General features: G+C 44.9%; 13 protein-coding genes and 2 pseudogenes. 8 read left to right on the forward strand and 7 right to left on the reverse strand.

Annotated elements, in window-relative coordinates; all coding sequences use genetic code 11:
* Positions 1–64 precede the first annotated feature (64 nt).
* Positions 65–1,039, forward strand: a complete 975-nt coding sequence (locus tag J4N40_RS19935) for a peptidoglycan DD-metalloendopeptidase family protein (protein ID WP_115386557.1) — start codon at positions 65–67, stop codon at positions 1,037–1,039.
* Between the two features lie 311 nt (positions 1,040–1,350).
* Here J4N40_RS19935 and J4N40_RS19940 read toward each other — a convergent pair whose 3' ends face one another.
* From J4N40_RS19940 to J4N40_RS19960, 6 genes and pseudogenes are all read right to left on the reverse strand, one after another.
* Complete coding sequence (locus tag J4N40_RS19940; RefSeq protein WP_033906398.1) at positions 1,351–1,926, reverse strand: hypothetical protein; 576 nt, start codon at positions 1,924–1,926, stop codon at positions 1,351–1,353.
* A 544-nt stretch (positions 1,927–2,470) separates the two neighbouring features.
* Positions 2,471–2,611, reverse strand: coding sequence for a hypothetical protein (locus tag J4N40_RS24680; RefSeq protein ID WP_372061284.1), 141 nt, complete (start codon positions 2,609–2,611; stop codon positions 2,471–2,473).
* A gap of 87 nt (positions 2,612–2,698) precedes the next feature.
* Entirely contained in the window at positions 2,699–2,929 is a 231-nt protein-coding gene (locus tag J4N40_RS24685) for a mechanosensitive ion channel domain-containing protein (RefSeq protein WP_373924676.1), read from the reverse strand.
* 221 nt (positions 2,930–3,150) lie between these two features.
* Positions 3,151–3,801, reverse strand: a pseudogene (locus J4N40_RS19950) (sodium:calcium antiporter); the annotation flags it as partial.
* 316 nt (positions 3,802–4,117) lie between these two features.
* Positions 4,118–4,897, reverse strand: a pseudogene (locus tag J4N40_RS19955) (IS5 family transposase).
* 132 nt (positions 4,898–5,029) lie between these two features.
* The gene (locus tag J4N40_RS19960; protein ID WP_033906397.1) at positions 5,030–6,898 is read right to left on the reverse strand and encodes a fructose-specific PTS transporter subunit EIIC; all 1,869 of its coding nucleotides are present in this window, start codon (positions 6,896–6,898) and stop codon (positions 5,030–5,032) included.
* A gap of 267 nt (positions 6,899–7,165) precedes the next feature.
* Between J4N40_RS19960 and J4N40_RS19965 the strand changes: the two genes are divergently transcribed.
* Together J4N40_RS19965 and J4N40_RS19970 are read left to right on the forward strand one after the other, a co-directional pair.
* Positions 7,166–7,468 (forward strand): PTS fructose transporter subunit IIB, encoded by a 303-nt coding sequence (locus J4N40_RS19965; protein ID WP_005463048.1) that lies wholly within the window; start codon positions 7,166–7,168, stop codon positions 7,466–7,468.
* An 8-nt stretch (positions 7,469–7,476) separates the two neighbouring features.
* The gene (locus tag J4N40_RS19970; RefSeq protein ID WP_033906396.1) at positions 7,477–8,253 is read left to right on the forward strand and encodes a PTS sugar transporter subunit IIA; all 777 of its coding nucleotides are present in this window, start codon (positions 7,477–7,479) and stop codon (positions 8,251–8,253) included.
* Between the two features lie 34 nt (positions 8,254–8,287).
* Here J4N40_RS19970 and J4N40_RS19975 read toward each other — a convergent pair whose 3' ends face one another.
* Positions 8,288–9,130 carry a helix-turn-helix transcriptional regulator gene (locus tag J4N40_RS19975; protein WP_029802624.1) on the reverse strand — a complete coding sequence of 281 codons (843 nt, stop codon included), beginning with the start codon at positions 9,128–9,130 and terminating at the stop codon, positions 8,288–8,290.
* 385 nt (positions 9,131–9,515) lie between these two features.
* Between J4N40_RS19975 and J4N40_RS19980 the strand changes: the two genes are divergently transcribed.
* From J4N40_RS19980 to J4N40_RS20000, 5 genes are all read left to right on the forward strand, one after another.
* Positions 9,516–11,423 (forward strand): PTS fructose transporter subunit IIABC, encoded by a 1,908-nt coding sequence (locus J4N40_RS19980; protein WP_053349240.1) that lies wholly within the window; start codon positions 9,516–9,518, stop codon positions 11,421–11,423.
* Positions 11,424–11,515: 92 nt separating this feature from the next.
* A complete protein-coding gene (gene manA, locus J4N40_RS19985; RefSeq protein ID WP_373924679.1) occupies positions 11,516–12,733 on the forward strand; it encodes a mannose-6-phosphate isomerase, class I in 1,218 nt (405 codons plus the stop codon).
* 233 nt (positions 12,734–12,966) lie between these two features.
* Positions 12,967–13,407, forward strand: coding sequence for a PTS sugar transporter subunit IIA (locus J4N40_RS19990; protein ID WP_064376240.1), 441 nt, complete (start codon positions 12,967–12,969; stop codon positions 13,405–13,407).
* 11 nt (positions 13,408–13,418) lie between these two features.
* Entirely contained in the window at positions 13,419–14,819 is a 1,401-nt protein-coding gene (locus J4N40_RS19995; RefSeq protein ID WP_005453038.1) for a PTS fructose transporter subunit IIBC, read from the forward strand.
* 120 nt (positions 14,820–14,939) lie between these two features.
* Complete coding sequence (locus tag J4N40_RS20000) at positions 14,940–17,771, forward strand: GH92 family glycosyl hydrolase (protein ID WP_250654685.1); 2,832 nt, start codon at positions 14,940–14,942, stop codon at positions 17,769–17,771.
* Positions 17,772–17,885: the final 114 nt, after the last annotated feature.

The following is a 17,885-nucleotide window of genomic DNA, read 5'->3' on the forward strand; positions in this document are numbered from 1 at the left end:
TAGTTTTTATTTAAAATATTATACTCTACGCACAACTGTCAGTATTGATAAATCAACAAAACTAATGACTATTTTAATAATAAAAAGGAGTGTGCAAGCTCCTACCGTAGCCCTTATCACTACTGCGTTAATCATATTGATTAGCGTATCGCTTTCTCACTACTTCCTCACTCCTGTGGATAGGCTACCTACCATCAAGCCTTTAGAATTCGAAAGTGAGAATGTGCAGCCACCAATTAATAAGAATACTCGTAGGCAAAAAATCACTATCGGTGTTGTTGAATACTCTTTTGTCGCTTCATTATTAAAATCAGGAGTGAATCAAAAAGAGATCAACTTGCTATTAGCACTTATCAAAAGCAAGTTTAATATTATTGACTCTATTAAAAGAGGTGATAACTTTATCTTAAGAACTAAATTAAATAGTAAAAATGAAACTTACATTAGTTCTTTTTACTATTTAGGCAGTAAAACTGATTTATTTATTATCAATGATGGTCACGGTAACGTATTTGATGAGCATGGTGTGTCGATAAATAATCAGTTCATGTTTTCTTCACCCTTTGATAAAAACTACAGAGTGAGCTCTGACTATGACTTAAAGCGAACACATCCAGTGACCAATATAACGACTCCGCACTTAGGCACTGATTATGCCACACCTGTAGGTACACCGATTCGTAGTATTGCCGATGGCATCGTTTTAAAGTCCCGCTACAACCGTTTTGCCGGCAACTACATTAATATCCGCCACACAAATGGCTCTGTATCACGCTACCTACACTTATCTCAGCGCAACGTCCATGTTGGTGAGAAGATCAGCCGAGGACAAGTGATAGGGAAAACGGGTAACACAGGAAGAACAACAGGGCCGCATTTACATCTTGAACTGCACATCAATGGTGTTCCGGTTGATTACGAGCGATACATTCAAAGGCACCCAAACACTGACGTAAATATAGAAATGCTGATTGCAGCGAGAAAAGAAAAAGCAGAGTTAACAGCGGAATGGCAACGGTATGAGCAGTCAAATAGGTAACAACAGCCACTTCGATTCGCTCTTTCTTCATTTATCTGAAGCGAGTCCTCGTAACCCTCTGAGCGCTTCGTAGTCTGTCGCCACTAACCAATTTCATGATCAAAAAGAGCCGCTACATGCGGCTCTTAATGATTCTAATCTTTATTTACATACCCATGAATTGATACTTTGTGACATCACGTTTCAAACTCAGAAATTCAACAATAAACGTTATTACATAAAAGAAACTCATAACTAGTATTACTAAGTAGTCACAGAAAAAATCAATTGGTAACTACGAGACAATAAAAATGAAACGGCTTACTAGTATACTAGTAGTCGAACACATCTAGTAGATCGAGATCGAATTCGACACCACGCAGGTCATGTTCATTACACAAGTTCTTTAGCTTATCATCGCAATACAGCAAGTTACACCCTTGCATCAACGACTTAAAAACATACTTATCTGCAACGCTCAACTCGATGAACTTAAGCGACGTCAAGCCAACCGGATGCTCATCAATATATTCGTGTTTCGTATTTTCCTGGTCTTCTTCTCCAAAGCTCATGACATTGAAAACCTGAAACTTCTCACCATCAATCACTATAGGTAAAAACTCACCATCTGTTTCAATGTATGGTTTAAGCACTTCAGCCGCTCGCAGCGTCAGCACTAAACACGTTCCCCAAACAGATATGTCAGGGGTTTTTACCGATGTCTTGTAGTGAGCCGTAAATTGAACACTCTCTTCTACCCAAACATCAGACAAGCCCTCTGCTCTTACTGGCTCATTGAAAAGCCTATTCAACAGATCATCATCGCCCGCATCTATGGCCCTCTGATACGGATCATGCTCAAGAACTTTAAAGTAACGATTGAGGTTTCTTACCTGATATATACTCATTAAGCTAGTTTCCAAACTGGTTCTTTCTTCACAAGAATTTGAAGATAATGACAAATATTATCTTCATGATACTTAATTCTAGTCCCAAAAACGCGTTTACAGTTTCAAATTTCGACTAATATTCCAACCTATCTCTAAAAACCGTTGCATGTATACACGAATACATCGCCGCTAAGAAAACTGAGACAAAAAGAGCGCTACTTACGGCTCATAATGATTCGAACCTCCTATCGAAACAACCATAAAGTGATATCTACGATTTCTTTCACTTCAATAGCTTACTCAAAAAGCAACCATTTGTTGATATCACTTAAAGGAACCATAAGTTGATATTTTTGTGAACCCGACAGTTTACTAAAAAACCATAGGTAAGAAAGTTACCTTCAGTATTACTGTACAACCACTTCATGTAAAGATTTCTCTGCGGGAAAAGGAATATAGCTAACCCAGCCGTATTGATATTTAGCTTCACTTGCTTCTGCACCGACCAATAGGTTTCTCAGTATTTATCCGTTGGACGTCAGACGCAAAGCTGGAGGCCAAACTAACTATCAGCCAGCATGCGAACAATTACTTGAGACTCAGGATCTTTAAGAATATGCGCTTGGGATAACGCCAGTTCTTTAAGTACGTTCAACCCGACCTCGACTAAATATTGGTAAGAGATACCAACCATGATATACATACGACGTTTGTTGCTATGACTAAAATTACAAACAGTTGAGCTCCAAATAACACTGTTCTAACTAGAAATGTAAAGGCCATCTGCCGTCTAAAACACGGGAGTGAATAAACCAATATCAACCAAGCTACCTGAGCAGCTTCCGAATTCAACAAACCCACCTTTTTTGTTCGGCTTCAGAAATAAAATCATGATACCTGCGGCAGTGTTGCTCAGGGTGCCTTTCAGAGCTAAACCAATCGCTAAACCCGCTGCACCCACTAAAGCTATCAAACTGGCAACATCTACAAGTGCGACTAAACAAACCGCATAAGAAGCCACTTGAGACAGCGAGCGATAATTTCATCTCCACCACTGACTTTGTCTGTCTTTTTGAATATCCCGAGGTTGACGAGCTTGGATACCACATAAGCCAAGATAAAATTGTCAAGAGCGTATTTTGCAAGATCAGCACAACGAGTGCCTAACGCGTATCATAAAAAACCGTAATGTGTTCCATCTTACTGCGTGACTCAATAAGTTCACTGTTCAATATTTATGTATTAAAGCGCTCCATAGATTAGAGAACTGTTGTATCCCAAATAACACACCAACAGAACAACGCCTTCACTGCGAGAAATCGTCTGTGATTTGCCAAAACGAGCGGCGGTCAACCGCAGTAATCCCGTGACAAAAAGCATCGATGTCCAGTCACGCCAGAAGACTTCAGCACCAATATTGGCAATAGGTGCAATGGTGCCCGCAATACCGATGACTGCTAAGGAGTTAAACATATTTGAGCCTACCACATTACCCACAGCTATATCATGCTCGCCTTTACGAGCCGCCACTATAGATGCCGCTAATTCGGGTAATGACGTTCCTAAAGCCACAATAGTTAGGCCAATCAATAAATCGCTGACACCGAGTTGTTGTGCGATTTCCACAGCTCCCCACACCAAAATGCGCGAGCTGATAATCAGTAACACTAACCCTGTAAACAGCCAGAAAATGGAAGACTTCTGTGACATACGTTGGCTAGACAGTTCGTAGCCCGTCTCTTGCTCTAAGTAGTCTCCCTTTGAGCGTAGTGCGCTCCAGATTGACCAACCAATCAAAAGCATGAATCCACCAATCAAAGTCCAGGCTTCTAACGTGCTGATATGGTGATTCCATAGCATTGCACCAACGTCAAGCGTAATGACTAAAAGTATGGAAAAAGTCCCTTACGAGAGTATTCAGTATCAATGGATCAGAACAAATTCATTGCACCGTAAACACTAAACTCAATTTGAACTGGTAATACCACGTGTTTCGAATCAATCTTAAATACTTTGTTAAATAGCTAGGCGAAACCTATAAACCTATATCTCGATTCATTTTCTCTCCTCTGCCAAATTTATTTGATTCTGTTTTAGCTAACTCTTCATATTCTTCACATCGGTAGTCCAGACGAGTGCTTTTAGAACCAAACGGGTCTTTGTTTCGTAATTCGGTCAGAGCACCAAACAGCCTGAAGTTGAGCAATTCTCATACTGCACACTGAGTTTCAGACATACCAAACCCTGTAAGTTTGTTCAACTCTTTAATCATGGCGTAAGTTTCATCAACCTGAACATTGTAGTTTCTCAGGCTTAACCGCTCAACTAACAACTTCTTCACTCGATACATTGCTGTCTCTGATAGTGAGCGTTTATGGTAGCCGTATCGTTTTTTTCCACTTACACTTGGATACGTATGACATCGTGACAATCCCCTGTGTCATAAGCGCCATCACCTAATATCGCTATGATTTTACGACTTGTTTGCTTGAGCAAGTAAGGGAGGACTTCTGCATAGGTAACATTAGATAAAATCAGTTCTGCCGCAACGATTTCGTAAGTGCTGGTATCGATAGCTCAATGCCATTTTCTCCAGACTCTACACTTCCCGCCAGTTACATGCTTCTTGACCTTCCGTTTACCTTCACCATAGACCTTGAGACCTGCCGCATCGAGGGCTAGATGATATATTACACCTCTAGTCTTTGGTTTAAATAAAACCTCGACTTGCTTAGCTCTTCGACTGATACAACTGTAATGTGGACAGGCTATAGGGACGTTAGCCAATGAAAAAAACAGAATCGATAAACCCTTGCAATGTTCTCAACGGTATTGAGAAAACTCGTTTCACTATAAGCACAGTGATAATGGCTAAGCCGCTGATCTAAAAAGGTTTACCACGTTTACCTTGCTTATTCTGCTTCCACTTGCGAATGGCTTCTTCATCAATCCAGAAAGTGAGAGAACCACGGTTGATTAGAGATGTCATCCATGGCCAAACTGGTTTCAAGATCGTACTACTCTGAGGTAGTGCTCGATAGTCCAAATTGGAGCCAGTTTACCGACTTAGTCGACCAAATATATAGTAAATTTAACGAAGAAAGTGCTAACTAAAAGATAGCTATTCATTCTTGTTTTGCAATAAAGCAATTGGATGAAGCAAGGCATCCTTAGTACTGACATCCAACACTTTTACTTTTCGAAAACGTTCCGGTTCTTTGATCGCGACATCATGAGCAAATATCACAAACTTCGCTTTCTCGATGTCTTTCTCGGTAATTCGATTGATGACGCCATTCGCCCCTTGAGTTTCGACTTTAATCTTAATGCCGAGTGCACAAGCCGCTTTTTCCAATGACTTCGCCGCTAAGAACGTATGTGCCACACCTGATGGACAAGATGTAACCGCCAAAACATCTGCCTCACCTTCGCCTTGAACGGAACCATATACTTGAGAATGACCAGTGTAGCTTTCATCTTCGGTGACGGTTTTCTTTAGTGCAATCACGATCAATGCAGTGGTAACTGAGCCCGTAATCGTGCCGATGATGTAACCAATTTTTCCATCCACGACAGGGAGAACAATCCAACCGCCCCAAGGGGCATGGTTCATTACGTGGAACATAAAGCCAATCACGTTACCAACAATGCCACCAGCAACAATCGCAGGCAGGACGCGAGCTGGGTCGCCCGCCGCAAACGGAATCGCTCCTTCGCTGATACCAATTATGCCCATGATGCCCGCTGCTTTACCAGCTTCACGTTCATCACGTTTAAATTTACTTGGCGATAGGAAAGTCGCTAACGCCATGCCCAGCGGCGGAGTACAGATCGCAATACCGACACCACCCATTAGCCACGGTTGAGTATTTACTTGTGTCTGAGCAAACAAAGTCGCCACTTTGTTGATAGGACCGCCCATATCAAACGCGGTCATTGCACCTAGTACGGTACCCAACATCACTTTGCCCGAGCCCGCCATCCCCGTCAGCACATCATTCATGGTCGTCATTGCGCTGGCGATAGGCGCACCAATCACCCACATCACTGCGCCGCAGGTAACAAACGTACCAACCAGTGGGTAGATAAAGATCGAGCCGAGCGAACTCATGCTGTCCGGCAGTTGAATTTTCTTCAGCAACCAAACCACAAAGCCGGCGAAAAAGCCGACCACAATTGCACCTAAAAAACCCGTATTGTAATGACTGACCGCAATCCAAGACCCAATCATACCCGGCGCAAGGCCCGGCTTGTCGGCAATGGAATAAGCAATGTAACCGCCAAGAACGGCAGTAAACAATGTCAGGCCAGCAATCCCCATTTGGGCAATATCGGCCAGAATGCCCTCCTGTGGTACACCACCGTGTCCAGAGATCATCACCGACAACGACAACAACACACCACCCGCAACAATAAACGGGATCATGTGGGATGTGCCAAACAGCAGGTGCTCTTTAATGCGGCCAAGTTTTTGCGCCCAAGGGCTCAGGGGGTCTGATGCAAATTCTAAAGAAGTCGGGAGAAATTCATTGGATTGGGTTTGAATATCAGTCAGCATCTCAAGCGCTTCTTCTCGCGATTGAGCCAGCTTGAGCTTTTCAACAAAGCCGTCTTCGATAAGTTTGGTGGAAATTTGTGCCAATACTTCAATGTGATGATGATCATCACCATCTGGAGACGCCAGCATGAAAAACACATCGGACAGCTCGCCATCTTCGGCGCCATAATCAATCCCATTACGGCTGATCCCGACCGCGACAGCTGGTTGCGCTACAGCATCACTTTTGGCATGAGGGATCGCAATACCATCATCAAATCCTGTGTTACCGATCTCTTCTCGTTTCCAGATATCTGCCAAGAACTGGCTTTGACTGTTGAGCTTGCCAGCGGCCTCTAGCATATCGACCAGCTCTTTGAGCGCTTCATCTTTGGTTTGAGCTTTTAGATCTAAACATATCGTTTCCAGCTCAATTAGGTTTGTGATGTCCATTGCTTTACCTTCCAATATTCACGCTCGAATATATACCCAAGTGAGTTTGAGATACAGGATCCCCTGGCTCGTATGCGTTCCTACTCATTTTATTTGGGCATAGATTAACCAGTGCCTACCCTTTGATATATAGGACTAAAAGTGCATTAACTGGATTAATGTAACATGAGATTCAAACTGTGATAGAGCTCTTGCGTTAATCCAGCTCAAATCAATTCAATCTGCGGTGGCTGTGTTAATATCCACAAAAAATAAAATGGATAGAACATGAAAATCGTAGCGGTGACAGCATGCCCTACAGGCATCGCTCATACCTATATGGCGGCAGATGCACTCATGAAAGCTGCGCCAAAACATAACGTGCAAATTAAAGTAGAAACGCAAGGTGCGATGGGGATAGAGAATCAGCTCACTCCTCACGATATTGCTCAAGCGGATCGGGTTTTGATCGTGTCGGATATTGAGATAGAACAACCAGGCCGATTCGAAGGGACGCGCAAAATTCAAATCCCCATTGAAGAGGTTTTGCTGAACGTCGACAAAGTATTCCTCGTCCACTGCCGCGACTAAATTTGCAGATGAACGAATACCAAATCACCTTTTTCGTCGATAATGCAAATGCCAGTGCGCACCTTGCTCAGCCACTCAATCGAGTGGCAAAGAAGTTCAAAAGTACCTTACATATCATTAATGTAACGCAAAATCGTGTTGCGGAACTCACCAAGTCCGTGGCGATTTTGCAAGCAGGTCTACAACAAGGTGATTTGTGTCAAATCACAGCGATTGGCATTGACGCAGAGCTGGCCTGCTTCGTCATCAAAGACATGATTGCTGAACACTTTACGGTGGTGGGATCTCATATCAACTATGAGTTTTCTAGCCAACTGGCCGAGCGTTTACCGCAAATTTGCCCACCTTGTGAAATCAAATGGCACTACGCCAAAGCGCATACCGAGCTCACCAAGTTTGAATGTCTTAAAGGATTAGCTCAGCTGATCCACCCCATTCATCCCGACGAACTGATTCTTGCTTTTATTAAACGCGAAGAACGTTCATCAACTTGCGTGACTCCGGGGATCGCTCTACCGCATGTGATGTTTTCAGGTGTTGACCACATTTCCATTGCCGTTATTGCAAATGAAAAGTCGATGGATTGGGCTTCAAAGATGGGTGATGTTCATCTGACTATAGCACTGGTGATGCCAGAAAGGCCGACCCGAGATCAGATCATTGCGGCTACTAACCTCACACGAAATCTGCTTACCGATCAAATAGCGGAACGCCTACTACTAACAAAAAGCAGCGTCGACTTACAAGCGCTGCTGATGTACGCCATGTCGAGGCTGCTCGCCTAAACTTCTCTATAATTTACGCACTCTGACTGAAGGCTTAAATCGAACCACGATATTCCGTCGGCGTTCTGCCTGTACGGTTCTTAAATACTCGGCAGAAATAGTTCACGTCTTTAAATCCACAGCGCACTGACACGTCATTGAGTTTGAAGTTGTATTTTTTGAGCATAAACTTCGCACGATCCACGCGTACCCAAGTAATGTAGTCTGCCAAGGTCATGTGCCCCTGCTGACGGAACAAGCGCGACAAATGGTTCGAGGAAATACTGAATCTCAACGCAATGCTGTCACGTGTGATTGGGCGATGGAAGTTCTCTTGAATGTAGATACAAATCCCTTGATAGAGATCTTGCACACGGCTATGTGACTGCTGCTCGACTGGTGCATCCAACATCGTCTTCGCGTATTGCAGTAATGCTTGCAGTAAAAGCTCATCCATTGGTTTTTTAGTATTCTCACGAGCCAGTGAGCTCAACGCTTCTAAGATGTTATCTATCGCAAATCCTGAGCGTGTTTGGATGCTATGCTTTTGAATATCGTAAAAGTTTGCCTCACCTTTGCGTTTGCTCACCAAACTTAACCCAAGTTGTCGACGCCCAAACAAAATACTTAACACTGAGCAATCGGTATCCCAGTCTGGTTTATTCCAACAGTTAGGTGGAATAAATATCGCGTCGCCTTTTTTAGCAACGATGTGCGTTACTTTTCGATCATGACTTTCCATTTCATTAATATATTCCCCATCCAGAACTAACTCTAGGCGAGGGAAATTAACTTGATAGCTAAATTCAGGCGGCGTATGAAAATCTCCTGCAAACCAAATATTATGAAATGGCTCTCTTTCATTTAATACCGCTGAAATTAAATCATGAAAAATCATTGTCTCACACTCTATATATGCATCAATGATGCTATTTACTATAGATATACACCGGACTGGATTTTTGTGCTATTGAGCAAAATCACACTTCCATTTTAATGTTACAAAAACCCAGTTAACGCATCAATTTTCCAGTAACAAAAACTCTATCAAAAACACTCAATCCCTTTTTAAATGGGAGCAAAGCCACATTTCACTTATCGTTTAGCTTCTTATCCATCATGTCACAGATATGCAGCTAGATTTGTCCAGTGAACGATCTAAATCACACTATAGTTAGTCGGTTACAATCCTCCAGTAAATGCATTTTTTATTCACTACAGTCTTTTTCTCAGTAATTTAAAAATACCTCTGAAATAAAAATTATATTTATAGGGGTTCGATAATGATCACCAAACTAATAAATGAATACTTAATTAAGCTTGATCTTAAAGCGTCTTCAAAAGAAGACGTATTTAAAGAACTGGTTGCAGTTCTACACGCCCAAGGTCGTATTTCAGACCAAGAGCAATTTCTAACAGATATAAAAGCACGTGAAGAATTAGGTAATACCGGATTTGAGGATGGCGTTGCTATCCCACACGCAAAAAGTGCAGCAGTCATTGAACCAGCGGTTGTGATCGGCGTAAGCAAATCAGGTATCGAGTACGGCGCGGAAGACGGTTTACCTTCAAAGCTGTTCTTCATGATCGCTTCTCCAGACGGTGGCGATAACCACCACATCGAAGTACTTGCAGAACTGTCTTCAAAACTGATTGAAGATGGTTTCATCGATGCGTTTTTAGGTGCAGCAAACAGCCAAGACGCACTGGCACTTCTACTTGCTAAAGAAGAGCCTCAAGCAGTGACAGACGCACCAGCAAACCAAGGCTTCATCATTGGTGTTACTGGTTGTCCTGCGGGCGTAGCGCACACTTACCTAGCGGCAGAAGCGCTAGAGAAAGGTGCAGCGGCGATGGGTTACGAAATCAAGGTTGAAACGAACGGTTCAATCGGTGTGAAAAACAGCCCAACCGCAGAAGAAATCGAACGTGCAGACGCAATCATCGTAGCGTGTGACAAAAAAGTCGACATAAACCGCTTTGCGGGCAAACGCGTGGTTAAAACTAACGTAAAAGCCCCTATCCGCGATGCTCAAGGTCTGATTAACGAAGCGTTAAGCGCTCCAGAATACCAAGCAGAAGCAAGCAGCAATGCACAAGCGTCTGTTGCAAACAAAGCCTCTCAGGCTCGCTCTGATCTGTACCGCTACTTGATGAACGGCGTATCACACATGATCCCATTCGTTGTAACAGGTGGTCTGTTGATTGCACTTGCTCTTGCAGTCGGTGGTCAACCAAGTGAAGCGGGCATGGCAATTCCTGAAGGCAGCATGTGGAACCAAATCCTCAACGTAGGTGTGGTTGCCTTTACGCTGATGATCCCAATCCTTGCCGGTTACATTGCTTACGCGATTGCTGACCGCCCAGCTCTAGCTCCTGGCTTGATCGGTGGTTGGATTGCAAACAACGGTTCTTTCTACGGCGCAGACGCTGGTACAGGCTTTATCGGTGCCATCATCGCAGGTCTGCTTGTGGGTTACTTCGTGAAGTGGATTACGTCGATTAACTACCACAAATTCATCCAACCTTTGGTGCCAATCATGATCGCACCAATCACAGGTTCGCTATTCATCGCAGGTCTATTCATCTTCGTTATCGGCGCGCCAATCGCAAGCCTAATGGACGGTCTGACTGCGCTACTAACTAGCATGAGTACAGGTAACGTCGTTCTACTGGGTATCGTACTTGGTGGTATGGCTGGCTTCGATATGGGTGGTCCATTCAACAAGGTCGCATTCCTATTCTCTGTGGGCATGATTGCGAGCGGTCAAACTCAATTTATGGGTGCGATGGCGTGTGCAATCCCTGTTGCTCCTCTAGGCATGGCACTGGCAACGGCGCTTGGTCGTAAGTTCGACCTGTTCGAAGAATCAGAAACCGAAGCAGGTAAAGCAGCAGGTGCAATGGGTCTGGTTGGTATCTCTGAGGGTGCTATTCCGTTCGCAGCGCAAGATCCAATGTCAGTGATTCCTGCAAACGTACTTGGCTCAATGGTGGCGGCAGTAATGGCGTTCTCATTCGGCATCACCAACAGCGTTGCTCACGGCGGTCCAGTTGTCGCTCTACTTGGCGCGATGAACCACCCAGTCCTTGCTCTGATTTGTATGGCAGCTGGCGCAACGGTTACCGCAGTAACGTGTGTAACGTTGAAGAAAGTACGTAAAGCAAAAATGATGCAAGCAGCCGCTTAATCACCCCTACCCCCAAATGGCTCCTATGGCTTGGGCAATGTCGCCCAAGCCATGATTTTCTCTCATGGTGACACTCTATGTCTGATTTAACGATGTCCGATACACAAACGATTCAAACTCAAGCTGCGCATCCGACGTTTTTCCTGATGAACAACGTGATTCAAAACTACGCTTGGGGCAGTACTACTTCTGTTAACCAACTGTTTGGCATTGAAAACCCAACGGGCGAACCACAAGCAGAAGTATGGATGGGCGCGCATCCAAACGGTTGCTCAGTGGTGATGGTGAACGGCAAGGAGACCAAACTCTCTTCACTGATTGCTCAAGACATGAATGCTTTTCTGAGTGAAGAAGTCGCAAACCGTTTTGGTGAACTTCCATACCTGTTTAAAGTGCTTGCCGCTGAGAAAGCGCTGTCGATTCAGGTGCACCCAAACAAGCAACAAGCAGAACTAGGTTTTGCACTGGAAGAAAAACAAGGCATTCCCCTAACCGCTGCAAACCGTAACTACAAAGATCCAAACCACAAACCAGAATTGGTTTACGCGCTAACCGAATACCAAGCGATGAATGGATTCCGCCCAACAAGTGAAATCATCAGCTTCTTCTCTGAGCTGGCGATTCCTGAGCTACAAGGTTTGGTAGATGATCTAATCGCAAACCAAACGCCAACGGGCTTGGCGACCTTCTTCTCGGGTCTACTGTCACTAGAGGGCGAACAGAAAGAGATGGCGTTGACGGTGCTATTGGCTCAAGCTCGCATCACCGACTTACCTCTGTTCAACCTTATTCTTGAGCTAGAGAAGCAATACCCTGGCGATATTGGTTTGTTTGCACCACTGATGCTTAATGTGATTACCCTACAACCGGGTGATGCTATGTTCTTGGATGCAGAAACGCCACACGCTTACTTAAAAGGTACAGGTCTTGAGATCATGGCAAACTCAGACAACGTACTGCGCGCAGGTCTGACACCAAAATACATGGACGTGAAAGAGCTTGTTGCATGTACACGCTTCAATGAGAAGCCATTCGACAGCCTATTGCTTGCACCGACTGAAATCGACGATATGTTGGAATACCCAATTCCTGTGGACGATTTCAAATTCGCCATCGTTAAACAAGCTCACCAGCGTACTCTAGAAGTTCAAACCGCTGAGATCCTTATGCCTCTGGATACCAAACTTGTGCTAACTCACGCAAACGGTGAAACATGCGTGGTTGAAAAAGGACAATCAGTTTTCATTCCGGCTTACGCAAAACAGGTCACTTTGGATTGTGAAGGTCGTGTTGCGCGCGCTCACAGTTAGTGAACGCTAATTAAGCTTCCTTCATACTGTTACATTTTATAGTTCAGCCAATAACCGCCGTTATTGGCTTTTGATATTCATTCATCCTAGTTTTATATTGATATATTGGAGAGCTAAATCACACTTAAGCTTGTGTGATACAAAAATATAGTTATTGGTTTTTTTTTACTATTTCAGAAAACCGTAACATTAATTAAATTTGCCTCATTACTTCAGTACCAATGAGTCAAAAAATGATTACAGAACTAACAAACGTCAATTTAATTAAAGGCAACCTTCAAGCAAATAATAAAAAAGAAGTCTTTGAAGAGCTAGCGCAAATGCTATTCGAAAATAATCGAATCAGCAGCAAAGAGGCTTTTTTAACCGACATCGAAGCGCGCGAAGCATTAAGCGTAACTTCAATGGACGGCATCGCTTACCCACACGCAAAAAGCAAAGCGGTTACAGAGCCTGCAATCGCTGTTGGCGTAAAGCGCGAAGGCATCGAGTATGGCGACGAAGAGGGAGTCAAACCGACCGTATTCTTCATGATTGCCTCACCAGATAACGGTGCCGACCACCATATTTATGTTCTTCAAGAATTATTCGGTAAATTTAGCGAAGAGTTTATTGAAGATATTCATAACGTAAAAGACGAAAACCAAATACTAAATATTTTAATTAATTCATAAGGCGTGAAATTATGAGTACAATCACAGCTCAAGCTAGTAATAATAGCGATTTCAAAAAAATCCTAAGTACCATGAAAGGTCACCTTTTATTCGGTACTTCTCACATGCTTCCATTTATCGTTGCGGGTGGTGTACTACTGGCGCTAGCGGTAATGGCATCAGGTAAAGGTGCGGTTCCTGCGGACGGTTTATTGGCTGATATTTCTAATATCGGTATTAAAGGTCTGGTGCTGTTCCCAATTATTCTTGGTGGCTTCATTGGTTACTCAATTGCAGACAAACCAGCACTAGCACCAGCGATGATCTCTTCTGGCATCATGGCTGACATGGGCGGCGGCTTCCTTGGTTGTATCGTAGCGGGTTTCATCGCAGGTGGTGTGGTATTCCAACTTAAGAAGATCCCTCTTTCTGCTAACATGACTGCGTTGGGCGCTTACTTCATCTACCCTCTACTAGGTACGCTTATCTCTGCAGGTATCGTTCTATGGGGTATCGGCGAGCCAATCAAGATCTTCATGGCGTCTATGAACGAATTCCTAGCTTCTATGGCTGGCGCTTCTAAAGTGGTTCTAGGTACGATTCTTGGTGGTATGACTGCATTCGATATGGGCGGTCCAATCAACAAAGTAGCAACGCTATTCGCTCAAACTCAAGTTGATACTCAACCATGGCTAATGGGTGGTGTTGGTATCGCAATCTGTACGCCTCCTCTAGGTATGGCACTAGCAACATTCCTATTCAAGAAGAAGTTCACTAAGCAAGAGCAAGAAGCAGGTAAAGCAGCAGCAATCATGGGTTCTATCGGTATCTCTGAAGGTGCTATCCCATTCGCAGCAAACGACCCTGTACGCGTTCTTCCTTCAATCGTTGCTGGTGGTATCGTTGGCTGTGTGTTCGGCTTCCTAACAGACGTACTGCTACACGCACCATGGGGCGGTCTAATCACAGCTCCTGTATCAAGCAACATCCCAATGTACGTTGTGGGTATCGCACTAGGCTCACTAACAACAGCAGTTATCGTTGGCTTCTGGAAACCAGTTGCTGAAGAAGAAGCAGAAGACGAGATCGTTGAAGCAGCACCTGCACAAGCTCAAGCGGCTCCAGCAGCAGGCGAAGGCGAGTACGACATCGTAGCAGTAACATGTTGCCCATCTGGCGTAGCACACACATTCATGGCAGCGAAAGCACTAGAGAAAGCAGGTGCAGCAGCAGGTCTGAAAATCAAAGTAGAAACTCAAGGTCAAAACGGTATCCAGAACCGCATCACTGACCTAGATGTAGCAAACGCGAAGCTGGTTATTCTAGCTCACGATATCCAAGTAAAAGACGCTCACCGCTTTGCAAAAGCAAACGTTGTTGAGTGTTCAACGAAAGAAGCGATGCGTAACGCAGCGACTCTTGTGAAAGCTTAAACCTTAAGCTCCTCCCCCTAAGAGCCCTTTCCCCCAAAGGGCTCTATTTCAAGTTTTTAAGTTTTAGTAATACCCCTGATTTTTTTAATTACATAACCCTACAATTTACAAGGCTTAAAAATGAAATTCAAACCTTCCCTACTCGCTTGCGCAGTTCTCAGTGGTCTAGTCGGTCTGACTGGCTGTAACGACGACACAACCAACATTTATGAAGGCGGTGACACCAACCCTGCACTGCCGGATATTCCTGACGGCGGCAAGCCAGTATGTCCTCCAGTTGGCGATGGCGACTGCGATGACAAGCCAAACCCAGAAACACCTGAAATCGACATGGGCGTTCACATTCCGGTAGATTTCGCCGATATGGACGTAACACGCTACGTCAACCCATTCATCGGCACAGGTAACCTAGGCAACACCTACCCTGGTGCAACCACACCACACGGCATGGTGCAGCTTTCTCCAAACAACGGTTCTAACGGCTGGGAATACATTTCAGGCTACTACTACCACGACGCACGTACTTCCGGTTTCTCTCATACCCACCTTTCCGGAGCAGGTGCTGGCGACTTGAAGGACATTTTCGTCATGCCAATCAACTCGCGTTCGGATTACATGATTGATGAAGGTTCGGCAACGCTAAACCTAGAAGCGTCTCGCTTCCAACATCGTGACGAGCAAGCGACGGCAGGCTACTACAAAGTCGATCTATTGGATTACGACATCAAAGCTGAGTTGACGGCGTCAGATCGCGTTGGTGTACACCGTTACACCTTCCCTCGTGATGAGAAGTCAGAAATCATCGTGAACACTGGCTTCAAAATTAACTGGGACTACACCTCTGATTCTTACTTGAAATGGGACAAAGACAATAACCGTCTTGAAGGTCACCGTTTCTCTGACGGCTGGGCACCAAGCCAAAAAGAATTCTTCGTGATGGAATTCGACCAACCAATCAAAAACGTTCGCTTTGCTTACTACGATAAAGAGCAAGGTCGTTACATGGACGTGCCAGAAGGCATTACGGAAATCGGTAACGAAACACGTGGCAAGTATCAATACGCACGCGCTTACGTTGAGTTCGACACATCCAAAGACGGCTTAACGGTTGAAGCGAAATTGGCGCTATCAAACGTTGAGATCGGCGAGAACGGCAAGTCAGGTGCTTCTCTTAACATGACAGAAGTTGCTGGCATGAACTTCGACCAAGTACGTGAAGCGGCAACGAAGAAATGGGAAGACGAACTCGGCAAGATCCAAGTCTCTGGCGACGAAGATTACAAACAGACGTTCTACACCGCGATGTACCACTCGTATCTAGGTCAAACCATTCACTCTGACTTAGATGGTCGCTACCGCCAAGTTAACCAAGGTCGTAACGCTTACCCAGATGGCAACACACCTTGGGGCGATAAGATTGATACGCTGAAAGAGTCGATCCGCACAGCCGATGCTAACAAAGATGGCAAAGCAGACTTCACGCGCTACGACACTTTCTCGTTATGGGATACCTACCGCGCAGTTCAACCCCTGTCTTCGATTCTTGAACCTGACCGCCTAGCCGACGTGGTGCTGTCTATGTTGTCTTACGCCGAAGAAGAATGGGTGGATGACAAAGGCAACGTGCGCAAAGGTCGCCTGCCTGAGTGGACATTCAAAGGCAACGAAACTGGCATGATGATGGGCATGCACTCAACGCCTGTGATTCATGATGTGTTATCGAAAGGCTCACTAGAAAAACGCATGATCGATCTTGGCTTCACAGAAGCAGAGCGCAAAGACGTTAAAGAACGTTTAGTTGAAGCGATGATCACAGACGCGCGCGCCGCAACGAGCCAAGGCGTAGCATGGATCAAAGAGTACGAAGAACAAGGTTACGTGCCAGCGCAATTGCACGACACTCCACCAGATTCTTACGGCGGTCACTCACCGTTTAAAGACTCTTGGACAGCATCTTACTCGCTTGAATATTCAATGAACGACTGGGCAATCGCACAATCGATCAAGGAAGTCTTCGGTGAAGAAGATCCACGCTACACCGAGTTCGCTAACCGTTCTAAAAACTGGCAAGCGCAATTCGACTTCGGCGGTAAGCAATACCAAGGTTGGTTCAAAGCCCGTGACTACGATGGCGAGTTTATCGATGCAGGTTGGGTAGACCCAATCACCGGTCGCGCGGTTGGTAAAGACTGGCGTCCAGACATGTTCAACTGGGCATTCTCTGAGTCGAACGGCTGGCAATACTCGTTCAGTGTTCAGCACGACATTCACGGCTTGATTGACCTGATGACACGCTTCGACAAGACACAAAATCCTGAAGCAGAACGCGGTGACTTGTTCGCAGCGCGCTTGGATGAGTACTGGTCAACCTACCCAGACCGCAACGCAGGCGACAACCAATTCCCAGTGTTCAACACAGGTAACGTTGGTCAGCACGTTCAAGGTAACGAACCAGATATCCACGTTCCTTACTTGTACAACTACGTGGGTCAACCTTGGAAAGGTCAGGCAGCCATCGCCGCAGCGACCAACATTTGCTACAAGAACACCGCTGATGGCATTTGTGGTAACGACGACTTCGGTACGCTCTCTGCGTGGTTCGTGTTCCGTGCACTTGGCTTCTACCCTGTGAACGCTTCTTCTGGCATCTACGAAATCGGTACTCCGCTGTTTGAAAGCGCGTCTATCGATGTCTGCAACAACCAGAAGTTCACGGTTACCGCGAAAAACGTTAGCCGCGAAAACATCTTCATTCAATCGGCTCGCTACAACGGCAAAGACTTCAACCGCACTTACCTGACTCATGACGAAATCATGTACGGCGGTGAGTTGGAGTTCGTGATGGGCGACAAACCAAATCAACGTTGGGGCTCTCTAGAGCAAGATCTTCCACCAGCACAAGGCATCGGTGAGTTCTTGCATGAAGACGAGATGCCAGCAGGTTCTCGTTAATCCCAATAGTGACAACTCAGCCGGGAGAGCGCATCTCCCGGCTATCCCTACAAGAAAATTTTATAAGCAGTTCTTTATAAACAGTCTCTTATAAACACTTTTTATATACGAATA

Origin of the sequence: Vibrio sp. SCSIO 43097 (assembly GCF_023650755.1) — a bacterium.
GTDB classification, from domain to species: domain Bacteria; phylum Pseudomonadota; class Gammaproteobacteria; order Enterobacterales; family Vibrionaceae; genus Vibrio; species Vibrio alginolyticus.